Genomic DNA, 20502 nt, shown 5'->3' on the forward strand with positions numbered 1-20502 from the left:
CCAACCTCGTGGCCGGAAAGGGTCAGAACTGGCGGCCGTTGGAGGGACGGCCCCCCGCGTCGCGCGGAGCCATCGCGGCCGGGTCGTCCGCCGTGCGGGCCCGAGCCGCCTCGTCCGCCCAGTCCCGGCCGCGCTCGGCGTCCTGTTCGCGTTCTTCCTGCTCGGCCGTCCGGGTCTGCTGCCTGGACTTCTGCTCAGCCATGGCGATCCTCGCGATCCGTCGGGGCGCCGGGCACGCCGGCGCCGTCGTGCGGTCACCCTGCGGCTTCCCGAGGTCGTCGGCGGCAAACGCCGGGGCGACCGCCGCAGCCCGTCGGGTCGCCCCCGCTTGGGTACCGGCGGCGCGGGTATGACCGCCGGGCCGGTGCGAATCCGACGGTACGGAGGGGTGCAGATGCGGACAGGAAGCAACGAGGTGACCATTCCGGTGGCCGGCGTCGGGCTCCCGGCCGACGTGGCCGTCCCGGAGGGCGCCAACGGCGTGGTGCTCTTCGCCCACGGCAGCGGCAGCTCGCGGCACAGCCCGCGCAACACGGCGGTGGCCGGGGTGCTGCGGAGCCGGGGCTCCGCCACCGTGCTGGTCGACCTGCTCACCCCGCAGGAAGACGCGGTCGACGCCGTTACGGCCGAGCTGCGCTTCGACATCGGCCTGCTCGCCGACCGGCTCGCCGGCATCGTCGACTGGCTGGGCACCGAGCCCACGCTGGGTCGGCTGCCGGTGGGCCTGTTCGGGGCGAGCACCGGTGCGGCGGCGGCGCTGGTCGCCGCGGCGGGGCGACCGGACCGGGTGGCGGCGGTGGTCTCCCGGGGCGGACGGCCGGACCTGGCAGGCCCCGCGCTCACCGGGGTACGCGCGCCGACGCTGATGCTGGTCGGTGGCCTGGACGAGCAGGTGATCACGCTCAACGAGCAGGCCGCCGCGGCGCTCACCGCCCCGCACGAGCTGCGGATCGTGCCCGGCGCCACCCACCTCTTCGAGGAGCCCGGCGCGCTGGAGCAGGTGGCGGCCGACGCGGCCGACTGGTTCGCCACCCACCTCCGCGTCCCCGCCTGACCCTCCCACCCACCCCGCTCCGCGAGCGCGGCCCGCTCCGCGAGGGCGCACTTTCCTGTGCCGGGCCGGGGCTGGGCGGGGTGGGTGGGTCAGGCGTGGGTGGGGGGTGGGGTGGGGCGGGTGGTGGAGATGCGTTCACGGTGGCGCTGGACGGTGTCGATCACCCGGTAGGCGACGGCGGCGATCGGCACCGAGACGAAGGCGCCGGCGACCCCGGCGATCAGCGTGCCGGCCGTGACCACCACCAGGATCACCGCCGGGTGCAGCTGCACCTGCCGCTTCATGATCAGCGGCTCCAGCAGGTTGCCCTCGATCTGCTGCACGGCGATCACCGCGAGCAGCACCAGCAGCGCCGTCGTCGGACCCTTGGCGGCGAGCGCCACCAGGACGGCGACCGTACCCGCGACCGTGGCGCCGATGATCGGCACGAAGCCGCCGAGGAAGGTGATCAGCGCCAGCGGCAGGGCGAGCGGCACCCGCAGCAGCACCAGGGACAGCCCGATGCCGATCGCGTCGATCGCCGCGATGATCATCGTCCCCCGGCTGTACGCGCCGAGGGTGTGCCAGCCGGCCCGGCCGGCCTCGGCGGTCAGCTCTCGGTTCGGGCCGGTCGTCCGGCGCAGCACCCACTGCCACATCGTCCGGCCGTCCTTGAGCAGAAAGAAGAGCAGCACCAGGGCGAGCAGGGCGGAACCGACCACCTCGGCTGCCGTCCGGGCCCCGCCGACGGGGTCGAAGCCCCCGCCCATGCCGGAGCGCACCTGCTGGATCAGCTTGTCCAGCTGCGCGTCGCTGACCGGCAGGGTGGAGGTGACGAAGTCCCGGCTGCGCTGGACACCCTCGCCGAGTTCCTTGCTCAGCTCGCTGAACTGGGCGGCGGTCAGGTTCCACACCAGCACGCCGACCCCGACCAGGATGCCCAGCAGCAGCAGGAGCGACAGCAGCGCCGCCAGCGCGGGCGGCACCCGCAGCCGGCGCAGGCGCAGCAGCACCGGATCGAGCAGCGCGGTGAGGAAGAGCGTGACCGCCACGGCGATCGCCAGCGGCGCCAGCAGCACCGCCACCCGACCCAGCAGGTAGAGCGCGAACACCACGACCACCAGGCAGGCGCTCCACACCACCGCCGTGCGGACCAGCCAGGGCAGCGCCGCCCAGGCCTGCCGTGGCGCCGGCCGGGCACCCGCCGCCGTCACCTCGGGCGTACGCCCGGCACCGTCCTCGTCCACGTCGATCCTCCTCGGTCTCGGCGGGATCGATACCCGTACGGCCGCGCTCCGACACCCGTCGGTGGATCAACGCCGTCCCGGGCAGGTGGTTCCGCTCTGGACAGTCCCGGCCGCACCGCCGGGCAGCCGCCGCCGGGCATGGCCGCCGAGGGACCTTCGCCTGCGGCGGGGGGCCGAGGTGACGTGGGCGTACGACAGGGGCCGGGGTGTTTGCGGCCAGGACCGGAGGGAACGCAGCAGGTACCGAGCGAGGAGGACCGTGGTGAGTGACTTCATGGACAAGGCCAAGGACATGGCCGACAAGCACGACAAGCAGGTCGACCAGGGCTTGGACAAGGCCGGCGAGGCCGCCGACAAGCGCACCGGCGGCAAGTACGACGAGCAGACCGACAAGGCGGTCGACATGGCGCAGGCGCGCACGGGTGAGGGCGACCAGAGCCGCTGACCTCGCGTTTCCGCTGCCGGACCGCCCTCGGGTGGTCCGGCAGCGGCGTGTCCGGGGAGGGGCACTCTGGTCAGCATCGACCGGGCTCGCTACGATCCGCAGTCGTGGCATGACTCACCGTGGAGTCGTGCGGAGCGGACGGCCCCGCCCGGCGCGGCGGGCCGCGGACCCAGAGGGAGCCACCCCCGGTGACCGAGACTGCCCAGCCGACCATCCCGCAGCCCTACCCGTTCAGCGATCCCCACCGGCTCGACATCGACCCCCGCTACGCCCGGCTGCGTCGGGAGCAGCCGTTGACCCGGATCCGGATGCCGTTCGGCGAGCCCGCCTGGCTGGCCACCCGGCACGCCGACGTCCGGATCGTGCTCGGTGACCCCCGGTTCAGCCGGGCCGCCTCGGTGGGCCGCGACGAGCCCCGGAACAGTCCACGACAGACCGACACGGGCATCCTCCAGATGGACCCGCCGGAGCACACCCGGCTGCGCCGGCTGGTGGCGAGGGCGTTCACCGCCCGCCGGGTGGAGGAGCTGCGCCCGCGTACCCGGGCGGTCGCCGAGGAACTGGTCGAGGCCATGGTCGCCGCCGGGCCGCCGGCCGACCTCGTCGCCGACCTGGCCACCCCGCTGCCGATCCGGGTGATCTGCGACCTGCTCGGGGTGCCGGTCACCGACCAGGACCGCTTCCACACCTGGTCGGAGGCGGTCGTGTCGACCACCTCGCTGCCGCCCGAGGTGGCCGAGAGCTACGTCGAGCAGCTGCTGGGGTACATGGCCGGGCTGATCGCCCAGCGGCGGACCGAGCCGACCGACGACCTGATCGGCGCGATGGTCCAGGCCCGGGACGAGCACGCCGACCGGCTCAGCGAGGAGGAGGTCGTCCGGCTGGCCGCCGGCCTGCTCGCCGCCGGCCACGAGACCACCGTGACCCAGATCCCCAACATGGTGTACGTCCTGCTGACCGAGCCGGACGGCTGGGAGCGGCTACGGGCCGACCCGGGCCTGGTGCCGACGGCGGTCGAGGAGCTGATGCGCTTCATCCCGCTCGGCGCGACCGCCGCCTTCCCCCGGTACGCCCTGGAGGACGTCGAACTCGGCGGCGAGCTGGTCCGGGCCGGTGAGCCGGTGGTCGTGTCGATCCACTCGGCCAACCGGGACGAGCGGATCTTCGCCGAACCTGACCGGCTGGACCTGGGCCGGGAGGTCAATCCGCACGTCGGGTTCGGCCACGGCGTGCACCACTGCGTCGGCGCGCAACTGGCCCGGCTGGAACTCCAGGTGGTGCTGGAGACCCTGCTGCGGCGTACCCCCGGTCTGCGGCTCGCGGTGCCGGAGTCGGAGCTGACGTGGAAGAGCGGCCTGCTGGTCCGGGGCCTGACCGCGATGCCGGTGTCCTGGTGAGCGCGCGGAGCCCGGCGGTGGTGGCCGGCGGGTGGCGCCGGTGAGCGCCGAACGCGCGGCGGGCGACGCCGCCCGCTGGCGGGTCTTCGTCGACCCGACCCGGTGCATCGGGTCGGGGATCTGCGCGGGAGCCGCGCCCGCCCACTTCGTGCTGGTGGACGCGCTCTCCCGCCCGCTGGCGGAGCGGATCGCCCCGGCGGATGAGGTCCTGGACGCCGCCGAGTCGTGCCCGATGGAGGCCATCATCGTGTCCGACGCCGAGGGGAGCCGGATCGCGCCGGAGCCGTGAGCGCGGCGCGCCCGGGTGGCCGGCGGCACCGACCACCCGGACGCCGACCGGTCACCAGCCCGGGTAGCGGACGCCGCTGATGTTGACCCGCAGCGTGTAGAGCGAGCTGGAGGCGCAGAGGTAGAGGTGGTTGCGCTTCGGACCGGCGAAGGTGAAGTTGGCGACCACCTCCGGCATGTGCAGCTTGCCGAGGAGGGTGCCGTCCGGGTCGAAGCAGTGCAGGCCGTCGTGCGCGGCCACCCAGACCCGGCCGGCCTCGTCCAGGCGTACGCCGTCGAAGGAGCCGGCGTCGCAGGTGGCGAAGACCTCGCCCCCGGCGAGCGTGCCGTCGTCGCCGACGGCGAAGCGACGCAGGTGCTTGTGTCGGGTGTCGACCACGTACAGGGTGGACTCGTCGGCGCTGAAGGCCAGGCCGTTGGGTTGCCCGAAGTCGTCGGCGACCCGCCGCACCTCGCCGCTGGTCGGGTCGACGCGGTAGACGTGGTTGCCGCCGATCTCCGACTCGCCCCGGTTGCCCTCGTAGTCGCTGTCGATGCCGTAGCTCGGGTCGGTGAACCAGATCGACCCGTCGGAGCGCTCGACCACGTCGTTCGGACTGTTCAGCCGCTTGCCGCGCCACCGGTCGGCCAGCACGGTGTCGGAGCCGTCCGGTTCGGTGCGGGTGACCCGCCGGTTGCCCTGCTCGCAGCTGAGCAGCCGGCCGCGCCGGTCGACGGTGTGCCCGTTGGCGTACCCGGCGCTGTGCCGGAACACGCCCACCGCCCCGGTGGTCTCGTCCCAGCGCAGCACGCGGTCGTTGGGGATGTCGCTGAAGAGCAGGTACCGCCCGGCGGGGAACCAGGCCGGCCCCTCCAGCCAGCGCCCGCCGGTCCACAGGCACTCCACCCACTCGTCGCCGTTGACCCGCCGGAACCGCTCGTCGCACACCTCGAACCGGGTCCTGAACCTGTCCACCGTCTGCCACCCCCTGTGATCGCGTTCGGCGTGACGCTAGCATGACCGAACCACAGTCGTTCAGACTATAGTTCGGCCGGATCACATTCGAGGAGGCTCGGTGGACGACATCGACCGCGGCTTGCTGGCGGCCCTGCAACGGGACGCCACCCAGTCGTACGCCGCGCTCGCCGCGACGGTCGGGCTCTCCACCGGCGCGGCGCACGAGCGGGTCCGCAAGCTGCGAGAGCAGGGGGTCATCCGCCGTACGACGGTGGACGTCGACCCGGCGGCGGTGGGTCGGGGCGTGCTGGCCTTCGTGATGGTCGAGGCGAACGCCTGGATGGGGGACCGGCCCACCCACGAGGCACTGGCCGCCCTGCCGGAGGTGGAGGAGGCGCACGTGGTGGCCGGCCCCGCCTCGGTGCTCGTGAAGATCCGCGTGGGCACCCCGGAGCAGCTCCAGGCCAGCCTCCGCCGGCTCTTCGGCGTCGAGGGCGTCACCGGCACCCGGACCATCGTCGTGCTGGAGACGTTCTTCGAACGCCCACTCGATCCCCGCCCGCCCACGGCCGCCCCGTGAACGACGCGACGGCCACGCCCCGATGGGCGCGGCCGTCGCGAGGACGCTCGGGTCACTTCTTGCGCAGCCCCGCCATCGAGGTCGGCCGGCCGCTGAGCGCGTCGCGCATCCGGTCCACCAGGCCGGCGCCGGGAGCGAGCAGCTTGTTCGCCGGCGGGTGGTCCGGGGCGGCCGGGTGGGGACGCGTCGGCGCGGTCTTCTTCGCCGCCTGCACCTTGCCGGCCAGCTCGACCAGCTCCTCGCGCGCCACGGCGGCCCGCAGGCGCGGGAAGAGGTCGGCCTCCTCGTCCTCGATGTGGTGCCGGATCGTACTGGTCAGGTGCGCGAGCAGCTCGTCGAAGCGGGGGTCCGAGGGGTCGACCGACTCCAACTCCTTCATGGTCCGCTCGGCCTCGGCGTGCTCGGAGATCTCGTGCTCGGCGACCTGCTTGCCGTCCGGCAGCGCCTTGCGGGCGGCCGGGTAGACGTACGCCTCCTCGGCGACGGAGTGCCGGACCAGCTCGGCGATCACCACGTCGGCGAGTTGGCGGCGGTGCTCCGGCGTGCCCCGGCGGCTCTCCAGCTCGACGAAGATCGCCTCGACCTCGCGGTGGTCGGTCGTCAGCACGTCCACGACGTCCTGGTGGCTCTTCTCGTGATGGCTCATCTGGTGCCCCTTACCGGTTGCGGACGGTCGGATGGGGGGCAGGTACCCGTCCGTGGCCGACCGAATCCCCTCCGGCGCGATCCGACGGGGCCGGGTCGCCGCCGCCGGCCGGACGGGCCGGAAATAGGCCGGTGTGGCGCAGGCATCGTGGGGCCTGTCGGCGCGGGCTCGGCCCGCCGCGGAACAGCGACGAGGGCCGGCCTCCCCCTGTCGGGGAGACCGGCCCTCGGTCGATCGGGTCGGGATCAGGAGCTGTAACCGCGGCCCGCGATCCAGTTGGCCAGCTCGGCCACGTCCATCCAGTACTCCTGGACGTCCGGCGCGGCCGGGTCGGCGATCTTGACGGTGTTGCCGTCGTCCTTGTACTCCACCACCGTCAGATAGTGACCGGGGTAGTAGTGCTCGACGCCGTCGACGTCGACCGCGCCGCCGAGGATGTTGGCCACGACCGGGTCACCGGCGTCCACCGCGGCCTTGACGTCCGCCCGGAGCCGCTCGATCTGCTCCTTGGACGCGACCTCGTCGCTGATCTCGGTGGTCTTGTATCGGCCGCCGGTGTACTCGTTGAGCACCCGGGTGACGTCGATGGCCGAGTCCGTGCCGTTCTCGGTGGTGCCGAGCTTCTCGGCCAGCTCGTCCTGGCTGACCGCCTTGCCGTCGGCCGAGAGCGCCATCCGGGTCGACGCCGGACCGCAGTAGAAGAAGTTCGGCTGCGCCTGGTACTCGTAGCCGGCGCGGCGCTCGCCCTTCCCCTTGCCCTTCTCGGACACTACGGACGCGGACGCCTTCTCGGCCGGCGCGGCCTGTGCGGCCACGGCGGGGCCGACGATGGCGCCACCGGTCATGACCAGGCCGGCGACGGAGAGCATGCCGTTACGGAAAATCGTCTTCATGGTCGAAGCTCCATTCGGGGGTTTGCCGCCCGGGCCGTGGAGACCCGGACGCAAGCACCGGGAAAGGCGCTCGGATCATCAGGGGACGCGGACCCACTCGGCCCGCACTCACCAGCAACGCAACGACCGCCAGCCCGGACCCATTCCGGCGCGGTCGTACGGACAATCCAACGACCCGCCCCACCCCCTGATTCCGCCTCCCCCGTGGCCCCCTCACCCCCGCCCACCCGCAAACCCGACACCCGGGCCGAGACCTCACACCGCCCAAGACTGGCGCACTTTCCCGGAAGGAGTGGCTATTCAGCGCGGAACAGCCCCTCATTCCGTGAAAGTGCGGACCGAGGAGGGCGGGGGGTCAGGTGGGTGGGGGGAGGCTGCCGAGGAGGCGGGTGACGGCGATCTCGATGACGACGCGTTCGGGGTTGGGACGGGGCTGGCGGTAGCGCTCGGCGTACCGGCGCTCGGCCTCGGCCACCGACGCCGGGTCGGTGCGGAGGGTCGCCCGGCCCTCGATGGTCAGCCACCACCGCCCATCGAGGTGGCACACCGCGACGGGCGTGCCCTCGGGGCCGGCGGCGGCGACGTGCCGGGCCTTGGCGGAGCCGCCGGAGGTGATCACCCGGGCCAGCCCCGCGTCCGGGTCGAACGTGACCCCCACCGGCACCACGTGTGGGGTGCCGTCGGCACGCAGGGTGGTCAGCGTGGCGAGGTGCCGCTCCGAGCAGAACGCGACGACCCGCTCGTCGTGCGGGTCCAACCGATGGTCGCCGGCCATGTCCGTCCCCTTCCTCCCCCGGTGCTCGGCCGGCCCGCACGATCATGGCACGGGACGGCGTACCCGGTCCTGATCAGGGGGAGTGTCCGGCTGGCCGGGCAACCGGCGGGCCTGCGCCCGGCGCTGGTGGGCGAGCCGGGTCAGGTAGATCAGCGCCCCGGCGAGGATCCCCATGTCGTCCAGGTAGATCGGGTCGGGCAGCACGTCGACCGGGAGGATCGTGTAGATCAGCGCGCCGTAGAAGGCCACCTTGCCCCGGGCGCCGAGCGTGCCGAGCAGCCGGCGGGTGCGGACCACCCGGATCGCCAGCAGCACCGCGCCGACCAACGTCGCCAGCGCCAGGATGCCGCCGATGACGACGAGGACCAACGTCTCGCGGGACATGCCGTCACGCTAGCCGAACACCGCATTTACCGCCGACGAGCGCGGCGGTGAGACCCGGCAACTACCATCGCCGAGCCCGCTCGCGGTCAGTAGGCGGCGACGGCAGCCCGCCCCCGGGCCACCCCCGCCGACTCCCGGGTCGGCTCGGCCGCCGGCCGCCGGGTCTCCGGCATCGGCACCACCGACTCGATTTCCTCCGGCCTGCGGTCCAGCGCGGCGAACGCCTCCTCGCGCAGGCTGCGCGCTGCCGCCACGGTCAGCTCGGCCGCCCGCCACGCCGCCCGCTCCCGCTCCGACGCGGCCCGGTGTCGGGTGGCCAGGTTGTCCCGGATGGCGCGGCGCAGCACCAGCTCCTGCTCGACCGGGTGCCGCCGCGGGTCCCAGCCGTTGCGGTGGGCGAAGACGTCGCTGAGCTGCTCCACCGAGAGCTCCTTGCGCCAGTACGCGTCCAGCGCGGCCCGGTGCAGGTACCGCTCCCGGTCGGCGTACTCGGCCGGGGTGCGGACCGTGCCGGGCAGTGGCATCGCGGCGGCGGCGGACAGCCGGCGGACGTCCGCCTCGGCCGCCTCGTACGCCGCCCAGGCCGCCTCGACCTCGTCCTGGGCGGCCAGCCACTCGGCGCGCCGCCGCCCGGCGGTGGCCGACGCGCGCTCGGCGGCGACCGCCACCTCGCCGGCGTACCGGGTGCGTTCCCGTTCCTCCTCGGCCAGCTCCATGGTGCTGGGCAGCGCGGCCTGCCGAATCCGGCCGGCGACGGCGGAGCGCAGCCAACCCGGACGGGCGACCAGCGCGCCGACGGCGACGGCCGCGACGGCGAGCAGTACCAGCCAGATCACGGCGGCGGCGGGAACGTCGGGCAGGACGGAGGAGAAGACGGTCTGCATCACCAGCACCTCACGGCGGGGATCGATGTGGACGGACGGCCGGGCGAGCGGAGCGGCGGGCGTACCGGGGCGGACCGCGCGGCGCGACGAGTGGCGCGGCGGTGGTCCGGCGCCGGGCGGGCGCCGCGTGGCTCAGCGCCGGGGCGGGCCGCGCCGGCCGGTGGCGTCCCGGACCGGGTCCGTCGTCGTCGCCGGCGCCGCGAGCGGCCGGTCGGGCGAGGCGGCGACCCGCCGGGCCGGGATCGGCCGGGCGGGGGAGTCGGCGGGCTGCTCGTCGGTCGGCCGGGCGGTGGCCGGCGACTCGACCACCCGGGCGGCCGACACGGCGGGCCGGGTCGGCGCGGCGGCGGCCGGGCCGGTCGTCGGGGCGAAGACGCCGCCGAGACCAACCGCGAGCACCAGGGCGGTCAGCGCCAGCCGGGTCAGGTCGCGCAGCGTCGCCCGCCGAAAGGGGCGGGTGGACGCTACGGGCAGCACATCTCCAACCTATCGCCACCCAGAGGCTGGTGCAGCGGACCAACGCCGTTCATCGGCGTGACCCGAACCACTCGTCCTACGTGGACCCACCACCGGACAGGACGGTGGGGCCGCGTTGGCCGGCGGCTTCCGCTGAACACGGCGGGGCCGGGTGGGCCCGGCTCGTCTGCTGACCAGATGCCCCGGAACGCGAAGCGGCCCACCCGGCAACTCCCGGGTGGGCCGTTCCTGGTGCGTCAGGTCAGCGGTCGCCGCCGAGCACCGGCGGGGCGGTGTCGGCGCCGTCGTGCCACACCATCTCGTCCTCGGTGAGCCAGGTCAGCCGCTCGTCGCTCTCGTCCTCGCCGTGCTGGCCACGCCCGCCGATCACGCCGTTGCGGCCGGCGCCGCCGGCCGTGGCCGCCCGGTTGGCCGGCGCCCCGCCCGTGCCGGGCCGGCCGCCGCCGTTGCCGCTGCCCGGCTGGCCCGAGGCCAGCCGGCCGGTGCCGGCGGCGGACCGGTTCTCCATGCCGGTGGCGCCGGTGGCCGGTCGGACCGGCGTCGGGGCGGCAGACCGGCCCGAGGAGGCCAGCGCGCCGGTGCCGAGCACCCCGCCGGCGGCGATGCCGGCGGCCGCGCCGAACGCCATGCCCGAGCCGCCGCCCGAGGCGCCGCCCGTCGCCCCCGCGCCGGCCAGGCCGGCGCCCCCGGCAAGCGCGCCGCCGGTGAGCGGTTCGGCGCCCGCGAGGGAGGTGCCGCTGCCGACGAGCCCACCGCCGGTGACCGGCGTGGTCGTCGTACCCGTGCCGTTGCCGCCGCTGCCGGTGTCGCCGGAACCGGTCGTCGGACCGTGCGCCGGGCTGCTGGGGGTGGACACCGTGGCGCCGCCACCCGGACCGGCGATCCCGGTGCCGGGCGCGGACGCCGGGCTGCCCACCGACGGGCCGGCCTTGGTCGTGGCACCGCTGCGGTCGGCCTCACCGGGCAGTCGCGGCGGCGGGGCCGGCGGGTCGACGACCCGGCCGTACGAGGCGGCCTCGTAGCCCGTGGCCAGGTCGGCCACCACCTGCACCATCCGCTGGTGGGCCTTCTCCTGCTCGGCCTTGTCCTGCTGGTGGCCCAGGATGCCGCCGACGATCATGCCTGGCACGCCAAGGATCAGGCCCTTGGTCGCCCCGTCCACCGCCTTGTCGTGGTCGTCGGTGGCCTCCGGGCTCTCCGCGCTGCGCTGGGCGGTGCGCAGCTGGCCGGCCATCAGGGAGAGCGCCTGCCGCACCTCGGCCGTGCCCTCGGCCAGGTCGGACGAGTAGCGCACGACCAGGGAGAGCCGGTCGTGGAACTCCCGCGCGGCGTCGCCCGTCCAGGCCGGGGCCAACTTGTCCAGGTCGGCGCCGAGATCCCGGGCGAGGTTGTCGAGCGTGTCCCGCAGGGAACTCCACTGGCTGGCCAGGTTGTCGATCTGCTGCGGGTCGCCGGCGTGCACCGCGTCGTACAGCTCATGGTGGCTGACATGCTGATAGCGCTGGGTGTACTCAGACACGACGGTCCCCCCGCTCCTTGAGCGCCTCGTCCACCCCGTTGAGTGCGGCCTCGATGTCGGCGGCGTTCGCCGCGTTGCGCGCCTCGGTGGTGCGGTAGTTCGTCATGATCGTGTGCGTCGCCGTCCGGGACGCCTCGACGGCGCGGCGCAGCCGGGCGACCTGCTCGGCATAACTCGCCTGGATCTCGCTGTAGCGGCGGGCGTTGCTGCTGGCATCGGTGAACGTGCCGAGCGCGGGCGGGGTGCACTGGAGCTCGGTGTTGAGCTTCTTCAGCGCCGCCTCCGCCTGCGCGAGCCGGTCCGCCAAACGCTGGTGAAAGTCCTCCAGGGACAGAACGTCGACTGTCGTACGCCCGGTCATGGCAGCATCCCCGTTGTCCATAGTCGATACGTCGGCCACGCCCAGGTTAGTCGACCGGCGCCAGCCGGGGCGACCCGTGGATCGGCCGTCGGCACCCCTCAACCGCCCTGGGCCGGCGCTCCGGTGGCCGCCTTCGGCTGCGCCGACGGGGTGCCGGGGCCGTCGCCGGGGGCGAAGTAGGACAGCGCGTCCCGCCGCTCGAGGGTCGGGCCGGTCGGGATCAGCGAGAGCAGCGACGCCGGCACGACCAGGGGCTTCACCCCGCCGTACCCGAGCGCGGTGGCCGCGTCGCCGGAGCGCTTCCCCAGCGGGTACCGCACCCCCTGCGGGCTGATCAGGTAGACCGTCGCGCCGGCCGCCGCCTCGGTGCCCTCACCGGCGCCGGGGGCGGCCTGGACCAGCACGCCCTTGCCGCCCGGCAGCAGCACTTCCTCGGCCGTCTCGACGGCGTCGCGGGAGCCCTGTCGCACCGCCGTCGCGCCGTCGGCGCCGGCCAGCTCGGGCGGCGCCCGGTCGAAGACCTCCAGGGTCGTGGTCGGCGCACCGCCGGCCGGACCGGACCGGTAGCTGGCGCAGACCACCGTCTGCCCCGGGCGGACCGGATGCAGCGCGGGCAGCGCCTGCGGCATGCCGTCGGGCTCCACCCGCCGGTCGGCCAGCTCGCCCACCTGGTCCGGGCTGATGTCGGTGACCTGACCGCCGTCGCTCTGCAGCAGCAGGGCGCTCACCTCGCCGATGGAGACCAGGCCGTCGCGGGTCAGCACGTAGTGCTCGCCGGCGGCCCGGAACACCTGGCCGATCCGGGCCGGGCGGCCCCCGACCGACCGGCTGCTCGCCGTGCCGTCGCCGTCGATGCCCAGCTCCCGCAGCGCCGGCCCGGCCGGGACCGCGTTGAGCAGCTGCGCGCCGACGTCAAGCGCGGTGGCGTTGGCCATCCGCAGCGCGGCCAGCGCCGGGTCCCCGCCGACGATCTGGAGCCGGGAGCCGCCGGTGAGCAGGAAGCGCTGCCCGTCACCCCGGACGAGCACCGCCCGGTCCGCCAGCGGCGTGCCGCCGGTCAACGGCCGGTCGATCACCACCCGGGTGGTCGACCGGCGGGAGTCGCCCGGGTCCGGCACGTCGCAGACCGACCAGGGGAGGCCGACCAGCGACTTGCGGTCCGGCAACGCGTCGGGGGCGCCGACGATGCCGACGGTACGACCCCGGGGCCGGTCCTCGATCGACGCGCGCGACATCGTCCGGGTCGGCGGGTCGGCCTCGTTGAGGATCAGCCGTGCCGAGGCGTAGTTCAACGTCGGGTGCAGCACCCCGTCGGCGAAGACGTACGTCGCCCCGGTCTCCCGCTCGATGACCAGCGTGTTCGCCTCCAGCGGCGCCGTGTTCCCGGTGAACTGGCCGTACGCCCCGGCCCCGCCGAGCACGATCGCGGCGGTGAGCACGCTGCCGATCACGGCCATGCCCAGTCGCCGCATCGGCAGGTTGGTGGTCTCGGGGTCGCCGGAGAGCAGCGCGGAGACGATGCGGCGGGTGACGAAGCGGTACGCCTGCACCTGATCGCGGCGGGTCCGCATGATTGACCTCCGGCGGGGGTGGGTCCGCGACGATCAGGTCCGAACTCCGCCGCGGGCTTCCCTACGATAAGGGGCCACGGGCGGGTCATCGGGACCCCCGCCCGTCCTCCGGCACCGCACCACCCCGCCGGATGCCCATGATGTCCAGAAGGGACGCTCACCGATGACGCAGCTCCAGGCGCCACCCGGTCGTACCCCCGCCGCCCCCGCCGCCGCGGCCGACCGGCCGGTGGTGCCGGCCGACCGACGCGGACGCGGCCGGATCGGGCCGGTCGCCGTCGGTCAGCTCGTCGTGCTGGAACTCTGCGCGCTCGCCGTCTGGGCCGCGCTGGGCGGTCCCGGCTGGGTGGTCGGGGTGGTCGGTGGCCTGGCCCTGTTCGCGACGGTGGCGGCGTTCGCCCGACGTGGCGGCCGCTGGTGGTACGAGGACCTGCTGCTGCGCCGCCGGTTGGGGCGCCGCCGCGAGCAGGCCCGGGCGGCGGTCGCCCAGGGCGCCGTGGCCGACCCCCGGCTGGCGGCGCTCACTCCCGAACTCAACGTGATCGAACTCACCGAGCGGGGTACCCGGCTCGGCATCGGCCAGGACGGGCGCGGCTGGTTCGCCGCCGTGGCGCTGACCGGGCGGCCCGGCGCGCCGGCCGGTTCGATCGAGGCGTCCGTGGTGGACCGTGCCCTCCAGGTGCTCACCGACTTCGCCGGCCCGGTCACCCTCACCCAGGTCGTCTCGCACACCCTGGTCTGGTACCCGGCGCCGGGCGCGCCCCCGGCCGCCCACCGGACGGTCTGGGTGGCGCTGCGCCTGTCGGTGCCGGACGCCCGCACCGAGACGGTGACCCGCGGCGGCGGGATGCGCGGCGTGCACCGCACGGTCGCGGCCGGCGTCGGGCGGCTGGGCAAGGCGCTGAACGCGGCCGGGCTGAGCCACCGCGTGCTGGGCCGGGACGAGCTACGGGCGGCGGTGGTCTCCGCGGCGGGCCTCGACCTCGCCCCGGCGGCGCCCGCGGAGACCTGGACGGGCCTGCGCGGCGGCGGCTGGACGCAGCTCTGCCTGACCCTGCGCAAGCGGCCCGAGGCGTCGCTGGGCACCCTGGTGGACGCGATCACCTCCACCTCGGCCCCGTCGCACACCGTGGCCGCGGTGGTGGTGCCGGGCGGGCGGCCGGTGCCGCCCCTGCTGCGCGTCGCCGCCATGGACGGCCACGTCGAGGCCCTGGTCAAGGCGGTCCGCGATATGGCCCGCCGGTGCGGCATCCCGGCCCGGCCGCTGGACGGCCAGCACGGGCCCGGGGTCTACGCCACCACGCCGGTCGCCACCGCGGCCGGCACGTTCAGGGTCGGAGATTGACGATCCAGCCGTAGAGCCCGCACACCCAGAACGCCAGCGGCACCAGCGAGACGATCAGCAGGATCTCGACGATGTCCAGGGTCCGGCCCCAGACCGGCGAGATCCGCTTGCCCGCCACGCTCAGGCCGTAGATCAGGCTGACCACCGCGATCAGCAGCAGGCCGCCGAGGACGAGCCCGAGCCGGGTCACCAGCGAGCCGCCGGCGAAGGTGGCCGCCGCGGTCAGCGCCAGCCCGGCGGTGCCGGTGACGAGCACCGGGGTGCGCTGGGCGCGCCCGATGAACGGCCGGGCCCGCAGCAGCGACAGCAGCGCCAGCACCAGGCAGAGCAGCACCGCCGGCAGCCGGCCGTTGCCGGCCAGCATCACCTGGCTGCCCAGCACGAGCAGCGACACCGTCCACAGCAGCCCGGTGAGGAACGCGTCGGCGCGCTCGCTGAGCCGCAGCACCCGGCGACCGTCGACCGTCTCGGTGTCGGTCTTCAGGTCGTCGGGGCCGGTGGGGATGGACGGCACGGGCAGCCGGGCCAACCGGTAGGCGGCCATCGGCAGCGCCGGCAGGGTCGCGAACGCGACGGTGGCGACGATCGCGGCGGCGGCCGCCGCGCCGATGCCGAAGGCCAGCGCGAGCAGCGCACCGAGGGCCACCGCCGCGCCGACCGCGACGGCCCCGAAGAACAGCGGCATCCGGTCGCCGACCGCCAGCGCGGCGACCGCGGCGAAGAGCACCACCGCGGTACCGGCCAGCAGCACGTGCGGACTCGCCAGCTCGGTCAGCGTCCGGTTGCCGGTCAGCACCAGCAGGCCACCCACGGCGGCGTAGCCGAGGCCGGCCATGGCGAGCACCGAGCCGGTCCGGCTGTCACCGGCCGCCCGGGACAGCACCGCCGCGCCCACCACCAGCACGACCGCCATCAGCAGGGCGGCCACCGCGCCGGGTAGCTGCGGCGGGCCGGCGAGCAGCGTGACGACCGCGCCGACCCCCAGCGTCACCGCCGCCAGCAGCACCGAGAACGTGCGGGTGGTGCCGACCTGCCAGGTGCCCGGGCGCTGGTTGGTCGCCGTCGCCACCGCGTCCACCACGTCGTCGAAGACGATCTCCGGGGCCGCCGCCGCGCGCGGGTTGAAGTAGAGCACCTCGCCGTCGCGGACCCCGAGCTGCGCGGCGGTACGGCCACCGTCGAGCGGCTGCCCGCCGAGCCGGGCCAGGCTCCAGCCACCGTGCCGTACGCCCTCGTCGGCGAGGTCCTCGCCCGCGTACCGCAGCAGGGTGGGGAGCAGGTCCGCCAGGGGTACGTCGGACGGCAGTGCCAGATCCATCCTCGTCCGGGGTGCCACGATGGTGATCCGGCTCAACCCGCCGGTCGCCGACTTCGTCGCCACTGTGGCCTCCTCGTGCTCTCTCAGATCCACCTCGGCCGGCGGCCTCGCCCCCGTGGGTCCACGACGCCCACGGGAGATTACCTACGATGGCGGGCACGTACGATGCCCACCCGACGACTCAGGTCGGTCGCGAAACCGCATCAGGGCCGCTTCTGGGGAGGAGACAGCCGTGAGCACCGTGGTGTTCCGCCGGCTTCCGCGTCAACCGGGACCCGCGCTGCCGCGCGGCGAGGTGCTGCTGGAGTCCCCTCCGGAGCTGCCCGAACCGACGCCCCGAGGCATGGGCCAGCTGTTGATGATCCTGCCGATGGTGTGTGGGGTCGGCGCGATGGCGTTCCTCTACGCCGGTCGGGGCGGCGGCATGATGACGTACGTCGCCGGTGGCCTCTTCGGCGTGTCCATGTTGGGCATGGCGATCGGCTCGCTCGGCAACGGCGGCAACGACAAGGCCGAGCTGAACGCCGAGCGGCGCGACTACATGCGCTACCTGGCCCAGATGCGCAAGCGCACCCGGCGCGCCGCCGAGCAGCAGCGGGCCGCGATGACCTGGCGGCACCCGGAGCCGGACGCGCTCTGGTCGATCGCCGCGTCCCGGCGGATGTGGGAGCGGCGGATCACCGAGGACGACTTCGGTGAGGCCCGGATCGCCACCGGCCCGCAGCGCCTCGCCGTGGAGATCGTCCCGCCGGAGACCAAGCCGGTGGAGGACCTGGAGCCGATGAGCGCGATCGCGCTGCGCCGGTTCGTCCGGGCCCACTCCAGCGTGCCCGAGCTGCCCACCGCGCTCTCCCTGCGGGCGTTCAGCCGGATCGTGCTGCGCGGCGACCGCGAGCCGGTGCTGGACCTGACCCGGGCGGCGCTGGCCCAGTTGGCCACCTTCCACGCCCCCGACGACCTGATCCTCGCGGTGGTCGCCGCGCCCGACCGGCAGCAGGTGTGGGACTGGGTCAAGTGGCTGCCGCACGTCCACCACAACGCGCGGACCGACGCCGCCGGCGCCCGCCGGTTGGTCTTCGCCAGCCTGGCCGAGGCCGAGGAGTCGCTCGCCGACGAACTGGCCGGGCGGCCCCGCTTCGCCCCGGAGGCCAAGCCGCTGACCAGCGCCCCGCACGTGGTGGTGGTGATCGACGGCGGTGAGGTGTCGGCGACCTGCCAACTGATGGGGCCGGGCCTGCTCGGCGCCACCACCATCGACCTCTCCGGCACCATCCCGCGCGACGCCGGCCGCTGGCTGCTCTGCCTGGACGCCGGTGACGGCAGCTCGCTGGAGCTGGTCCGGGGCGCCTCCAGCTCGCGGCTCGGCACGCCGGACCGGCTCAGCGCCGAGGCCGCCGAGGGGCTGGCCCGGCAGATCGCGCCGTACCGGCTGTCCCAGCAGCAGACCACCTCGGACGAGCCGCTGGCCCGCAGCATGGAGCTGCCCGACCTGCTCGGCGTCGGCGACGCGGCGGCGGTCGACGTGCAGCAGACCTGGCGGCCGCGCAGTCACCGGGACCGGCTGCGCATCCCGCTCGGCGTGGGCCCGGACGGCAACGTCGTCGAGCTGGACTTCAAGGAGTCCGCGCACGAGGGCATGGGCCCGCACGGCCTGGTGATCGGGGCGACCGGCTCCGGCAAGAGCGAGCTGCTGCGCACGATCGTCGGCGCGCTGGCGGTGACCCACTCGTCCGAGGAGCTCAACTTCGTCCTGGTCGACTTCAAGGGTGGCGCGACGTTCGCGTCGCTGGAGGCGTTGCCGCACACCAGCGCCGTGATCACCAACCTGGCCGACGAGCTGCCGCTGGTCGACCGGATGCGCGACGCGCTCGCCGGTGAGATGACCCGCCGGCAGGAGGTGCTGCGGGCCGCCGGCAACTACGTCTCCCGGTTCGACTACGAGAAGGCCCGGGCCGCCGGTGAGCCGCTCGCCCCGATGCCGAGCCTGCTCATCATCTGCGACGAGTTCAGCGAGCTGCTCGCCGCCAAGCCGGACTTCATCGACCTCTTCGTGATGATCGGCCGGCTGGGCCGGTCGCTCGGCGTGCACCTGCTGCTGGCCTCCCAGCGGTTGGAGGAGGGCAAGCTGCGGGGGCTGGACACGCACCTGTCGTACCGGATCGGTCTGCGGACCTTCTCGGCGGTGGAGAGCCGGATCGTGCTCGGCGTGCCCGACGCGTACGAGCTGCCGAACGCGCCCGGCCACGGCTATCTGAAGACCGACACCAGCACCATGCTGCGGTTCCGGGCGGCGTACGTGTCCGGGCCGTACCGGGCGCCGGGGGAGGGCCAGCGCTCGTCCCGGGCGCTGGTGCAGCGCCGGATCGTGCCGTACGGGGTGAACTTCGTGCCGGTGCAGGTCCCGCAGGCGCCGGTCGAGGTGGCCCCGGCCGAGGAGAAGCCGGCCGACGGCAAGGCCGTGGCGATGCTGGACGTGCTCATCGAGCGGCTCAAGGGCCGGGGCACCCCGGCCCACCAGGTGTGGCTGCCGCCGCTGTCCGAGCCGCCGAGCCTGTCCGAGCTGCTGCCGCCGCTGGCCGTCCACTCGACCTTCGGGCTCTGCACCGCGACCTGGCCGGGCCGGGGGCAACTCACCGTCCCGGTCGGGGTGGTCGACCGCCCGTACGAGCAGCGGCGCGACCCGATGCTGGTGGAGCTGGCCGGCGCGGGCGGCAACGTGGTCATCGTGGGCGCCTCGCTCAGCGGCAAGAGCACCCTGCTCCGCTCGATGATCGCCTCGCTGGCGCTCACCCACACCCCGCGCGAGGCGCAGTTCTTCTGCCTCGACTTCGGCGGTGGGGCGCTGCGCAGCCTGGACGGGCTGCCGCACGTCGCCGGGGTGGCCGGCCGTCGGGACACCGAGGCGGTGCGCCGCACGGTGGCCGAGGTGGTGGCGATCCTGGACGACCGGGAGACCCGCTTCGCCCAGCACGGCATCGACTCGGTCGCCAGCTACCGCCGGCGTCGGGCGGCCGGCGAGTTCGCCGACGACCCGTTCGGCGACGTCTTCCTGGTGGTGGACGGCTGGAACACGCTGCGCCAGGAGTACGAGGAGCTGGAGCAGACGATCACCAACCTGGCCAACCGTGGCCTGGGCTTCGGCGTGCACGTGGTGCTGACCGCGGTCCGCTGGGCGGAGATCCGGATCAACATGCGGGACCTGCTCGGCACCAAGCTGGAGCTGCGCCTGGGCGACGCCAACGAGTCGGAGATCGACCGGCGGGCCGCGGCGAACGTGCCGACCGGCGCGCCGGGGCGCGGCCTCACCCGGGACAAGCTGCACTTCCTCACCGCGGTCTCCCGGATCGACAACCGCCGCGACATCGAGGACCTGACCGAGGCGTCGGCCAAGCTGGCCCGGCACGTCGCGGACGCCTGGCCCGGCGCCCCGGCGCCCAGGGTGCGGCTGCTGCCGCGCAAGCTGCCCTTCACCGAGCTGGTCCGGATCGCCGACCGGTCGGCGCCCGGCCTGCCGATCGGCGTCAACGAGTCGGCGCTCGCGCCGGTCCACCTCGACCTGGCGAACGAGCCGCACCTCACGATCTTCGGCGACGCGGAGTGCGGCAAGACCAACGTGCTGCGGCTGATCGCCCGGGGCATCACCGAGCGGTACACCCCGGCGCAGGCGCGGATCGTGATCGCCGACTACCGGCGCGGCCTGCTCGGCGCGGTCGAGGGCGACCACCTGCTCGACTACGCGCCGTCCAACCAGGTGTTCAGCCAGGGCCTCGGGTCGATCCGCAGCGCCCTGCAGAACCGGCTGCCCGGGCCGGACGTCACCACCGCGCAGCTGCGCGATCGCAGCTGGTGGAAGGGGCCGGACCTCTACATCCTGGTCGACGACTACGACCTGGTCGCCTCGGGCGGCAGCAACCCGCTCAGCGCGCTGCACGAGCTGCTGCCGCAGGCCCGCGACATCGGCCTGCACCTGATCATCACCCGTCGGGTCGGCGGCATCGCCCGGGCCCTCTACGAGCCGGTGCTGCAACGCCTGCGCGAGTTGGACTCGCCGGGCCTGCTGATGTCCGGCAACCGCGAGGAGGGGGCGGTCTTCGGCACGCTGCGGCCGAGCCCGCAGCCGCCGGGCCGGGGCACCCTGGTCCGCCGCCGCGACGGTCAGCAGCTGATCCAGACCGCCTGGGTCGAGCCGGTGTGAGTGGGATGACCGGGCTCGATCCGGTCGCCCGACAGCGCAAACACGTCGGTCGATAGGTGGGAAGGGCTCGACGGGGGGCGAGCGGTCCGTCCACAATGAGTCATGGTGTGTGCGGTCTCGCGCCCAGGCAGGGCTGCGCGCGCTGGACACGGTGGGCTACCGTCTCCTACGGAGTGTCCGTCGGTGGGGTGTTGGCCTTGCCGCGGG

General features: G+C 74.5%; 20 protein-coding genes. 7 read left to right on the plus strand and 13 right to left on the minus strand.

The window, feature by feature from the left end; genetic code table 11:
* Positions 1 to 22: 22 nt before the first annotated feature.
* Complete coding sequence (locus tag M2302_RS18620; protein ID WP_088964226.1) at positions 23 to 202, minus strand: hypothetical protein; 180 nt, start codon at positions 200 to 202, stop codon at positions 23 to 25.
* Positions 203 to 394: 192 nt separating this feature from the next.
* On the opposite strand from M2302_RS18620, the gene M2302_RS18625 reads away from it, so the two are divergent.
* Positions 395 to 1054, plus strand: coding sequence for a dienelactone hydrolase family protein (locus tag M2302_RS18625; RefSeq protein ID WP_280839135.1), 660 nt, complete (start codon positions 395 to 397; stop codon positions 1052 to 1054).
* An 89-nt stretch (positions 1055 to 1143) separates the two neighbouring features.
* Here M2302_RS18625 and M2302_RS18630 read toward each other — a convergent pair whose 3' ends face one another.
* Positions 1144 to 2280, minus strand: a complete 1137-nt coding sequence (locus tag M2302_RS18630; protein WP_280839136.1) for an AI-2E family transporter — start codon at positions 2278 to 2280, stop codon at positions 1144 to 1146.
* Positions 2281 to 2542: 262 nt separating this feature from the next.
* On the opposite strand from M2302_RS18630, the gene M2302_RS18635 reads away from it, so the two are divergent.
* From M2302_RS18635 to M2302_RS18645, 3 genes are all read left to right on the plus strand, one after another.
* Positions 2543 to 2725: an antitoxin gene (locus M2302_RS18635; protein WP_280839137.1), complete on the plus strand. Its 183-nt coding sequence runs from the start codon at positions 2543 to 2545 to the stop codon at positions 2723 to 2725.
* Between the two features lie 188 nt (positions 2726 to 2913).
* Entirely contained in the window at positions 2914 to 4122 is a 1209-nt protein-coding gene (locus tag M2302_RS18640) for a cytochrome P450 (protein WP_280839138.1), read from the plus strand.
* A gap of 40 nt (positions 4123 to 4162) precedes the next feature.
* A complete protein-coding gene (locus M2302_RS18645) occupies positions 4163 to 4411 on the plus strand; it encodes a ferredoxin (protein ID WP_280839139.1) in 249 nt (82 codons plus the stop codon).
* A 51-nt stretch (positions 4412 to 4462) separates the two neighbouring features.
* Here the strand turns inward: M2302_RS18645 and M2302_RS18650 are convergent, their stop codons facing one another.
* Positions 4463 to 5365, minus strand: a complete 903-nt coding sequence (locus M2302_RS18650) for an SMP-30/gluconolactonase/LRE family protein (RefSeq protein ID WP_280839140.1) — start codon at positions 5363 to 5365, stop codon at positions 4463 to 4465.
* Between the two features lie 100 nt (positions 5366 to 5465).
* On the opposite strand from M2302_RS18650, the gene M2302_RS18655 reads away from it, so the two are divergent.
* On the plus strand, positions 5466 to 5927 hold the full coding sequence (locus M2302_RS18655; protein WP_280839141.1) for an Lrp/AsnC family transcriptional regulator: 462 nt from the start codon (positions 5466 to 5468) through the stop codon (positions 5925 to 5927).
* Positions 5928 to 5979: 52 nt separating this feature from the next.
* Here the strand turns inward: M2302_RS18655 and M2302_RS18660 are convergent, their stop codons facing one another.
* The 9 genes from M2302_RS18660 to eccB form a co-directional block, all read right to left on the minus strand.
* Positions 5980 to 6573: a hemerythrin domain-containing protein gene (locus M2302_RS18660; RefSeq protein ID WP_280839142.1), complete on the minus strand. Its 594-nt coding sequence runs from the start codon at positions 6571 to 6573 to the stop codon at positions 5980 to 5982.
* A 245-nt stretch (positions 6574 to 6818) separates the two neighbouring features.
* A complete protein-coding gene (locus M2302_RS18665; RefSeq protein ID WP_280839143.1) occupies positions 6819 to 7466 on the minus strand; it encodes a C39 family peptidase in 648 nt (215 codons plus the stop codon).
* A 355-nt stretch (positions 7467 to 7821) separates the two neighbouring features.
* Positions 7822 to 8241 (minus strand): TIGR03618 family F420-dependent PPOX class oxidoreductase, encoded by a 420-nt coding sequence (locus M2302_RS18670; protein WP_280839144.1) that lies wholly within the window; start codon positions 8239 to 8241, stop codon positions 7822 to 7824.
* A 42-nt stretch (positions 8242 to 8283) separates the two neighbouring features.
* The gene (locus M2302_RS18675) at positions 8284 to 8625 is read right to left on the minus strand and encodes a YkvA family protein (protein WP_280839145.1); all 342 of its coding nucleotides are present in this window, start codon (positions 8623 to 8625) and stop codon (positions 8284 to 8286) included.
* 86 nt (positions 8626 to 8711) lie between these two features.
* Positions 8712 to 9509 (minus strand): hypothetical protein, encoded by a 798-nt coding sequence (locus tag M2302_RS18680; RefSeq protein WP_280839146.1) that lies wholly within the window; start codon positions 9507 to 9509, stop codon positions 8712 to 8714.
* A 132-nt stretch (positions 9510 to 9641) separates the two neighbouring features.
* A complete protein-coding gene (locus M2302_RS18685) occupies positions 9642 to 9986 on the minus strand; it encodes a hypothetical protein (protein WP_280839147.1) in 345 nt (114 codons plus the stop codon).
* A gap of 241 nt (positions 9987 to 10227) precedes the next feature.
* Positions 10228 to 11505 carry a hypothetical protein gene (locus M2302_RS18690; protein ID WP_280839148.1) on the minus strand — a complete coding sequence of 426 codons (1278 nt, stop codon included), beginning with the start codon at positions 11503 to 11505 and terminating at the stop codon, positions 10228 to 10230.
* Complete coding sequence (locus M2302_RS18695; RefSeq protein ID WP_210774881.1) at positions 11498 to 11866, minus strand: hypothetical protein; 369 nt, start codon at positions 11864 to 11866, stop codon at positions 11498 to 11500. The genes M2302_RS18690 and M2302_RS18695 overlap by 8 nt, the downstream gene beginning before the upstream one ends.
* A 98-nt stretch (positions 11867 to 11964) precedes the next feature.
* Positions 11965 to 13437 carry a type VII secretion protein EccB gene (gene eccB / locus M2302_RS18700; RefSeq protein WP_280839149.1) on the minus strand — a complete coding sequence of 491 codons (1473 nt, stop codon included), beginning with the start codon at positions 13435 to 13437 and terminating at the stop codon, positions 11965 to 11967.
* Positions 13438 to 13600: 163 nt separating this feature from the next.
* Here eccB and M2302_RS18705 point away from each other — a divergent pair, with 163 nt between their 5' ends.
* Positions 13601 to 14782 carry a type VII secretion protein EccE gene (locus tag M2302_RS18705; protein WP_280839150.1) on the plus strand — a complete coding sequence of 394 codons (1182 nt, stop codon included), beginning with the start codon at positions 13601 to 13603 and terminating at the stop codon, positions 14780 to 14782.
* Here M2302_RS18705 and eccD read toward each other — a convergent pair.
* Positions 14766 to 16163 (minus strand): type VII secretion integral membrane protein EccD, encoded by a 1398-nt coding sequence (eccD, locus tag M2302_RS18710; protein ID WP_280839151.1) that lies wholly within the window; start codon positions 16161 to 16163, stop codon positions 14766 to 14768. The two genes, M2302_RS18705 and eccD, sit on opposite strands and share 17 nt — an antisense overlap.
* Before the next feature lie 169 nt (positions 16164 to 16332).
* Between eccD and eccCa the strand changes: the two genes are divergently transcribed.
* On the plus strand, positions 16333 to 20295 hold the full coding sequence (eccCa, locus tag M2302_RS18715; protein WP_280839152.1) for a type VII secretion protein EccCa: 3963 nt from the start codon (positions 16333 to 16335) through the stop codon (positions 20293 to 20295).
* Positions 20296 to 20502 lie beyond the last annotated feature (207 nt).

It is taken from the genome of Micromonospora sp. A200 (assembly GCF_029893845.1).
Lineage (GTDB): Bacteria > Actinomycetota > Actinomycetes > Mycobacteriales > Micromonosporaceae > Micromonospora > Micromonospora purpureochromogenes.

Bases quoted from the DNA above. Each gene is read 5' to 3' on its own strand.
- M2302_RS18665 (WP_280839143.1), bottom strand. From the start codon at position 7,466: ATGAAGACGATTTTCCGTAACGGCATGCTCTCCGTCGCCGGCCTGGTC.
- M2302_RS18705 (WP_280839150.1), top strand. From the start codon at position 13,601: ATGACGCAGCTCCAGGCGCCACCCGGTCGTACCCCCGCCGCCCCCGCC.
- M2302_RS18660 (WP_280839142.1), bottom strand. From the start codon at position 6,573: ATGAGCCATCACGAGAAGAGCCACCAGGACGTCGTGGACGTGCTGACG.
- M2302_RS18675 (WP_280839145.1), bottom strand. From the start codon at position 8,625: ATGTCCCGCGAGACGTTGGTCCTCGTCGTCATCGGCGGCATCCTGGCG.
- M2302_RS18625 (WP_280839135.1), top strand. From the start codon at position 395: ATGCGGACAGGAAGCAACGAGGTGACCATTCCGGTGGCCGGCGTCGGG.
- M2302_RS18695 (WP_210774881.1), bottom strand. From the start codon at position 11,866: ATGACCGGGCGTACGACAGTCGACGTTCTGTCCCTGGAGGACTTTCAC.
- M2302_RS18670 (WP_280839144.1), bottom strand. From the start codon at position 8,241: ATGGCCGGCGACCATCGGTTGGACCCGCACGACGAGCGGGTCGTCGCG.
- M2302_RS18620 (WP_088964226.1), bottom strand. From the start codon at position 202: ATGGCTGAGCAGAAGTCCAGGCAGCAGACCCGGACGGCCGAGCAGGAA.
- M2302_RS18680 (WP_280839146.1), bottom strand. From the start codon at position 9,509: ATGCAGACCGTCTTCTCCTCCGTCCTGCCCGACGTTCCCGCCGCCGCC.
- eccB (WP_280839149.1), bottom strand. From the start codon at position 13,437: ATGCGGACCCGCCGCGATCAGGTGCAGGCGTACCGCTTCGTCACCCGC.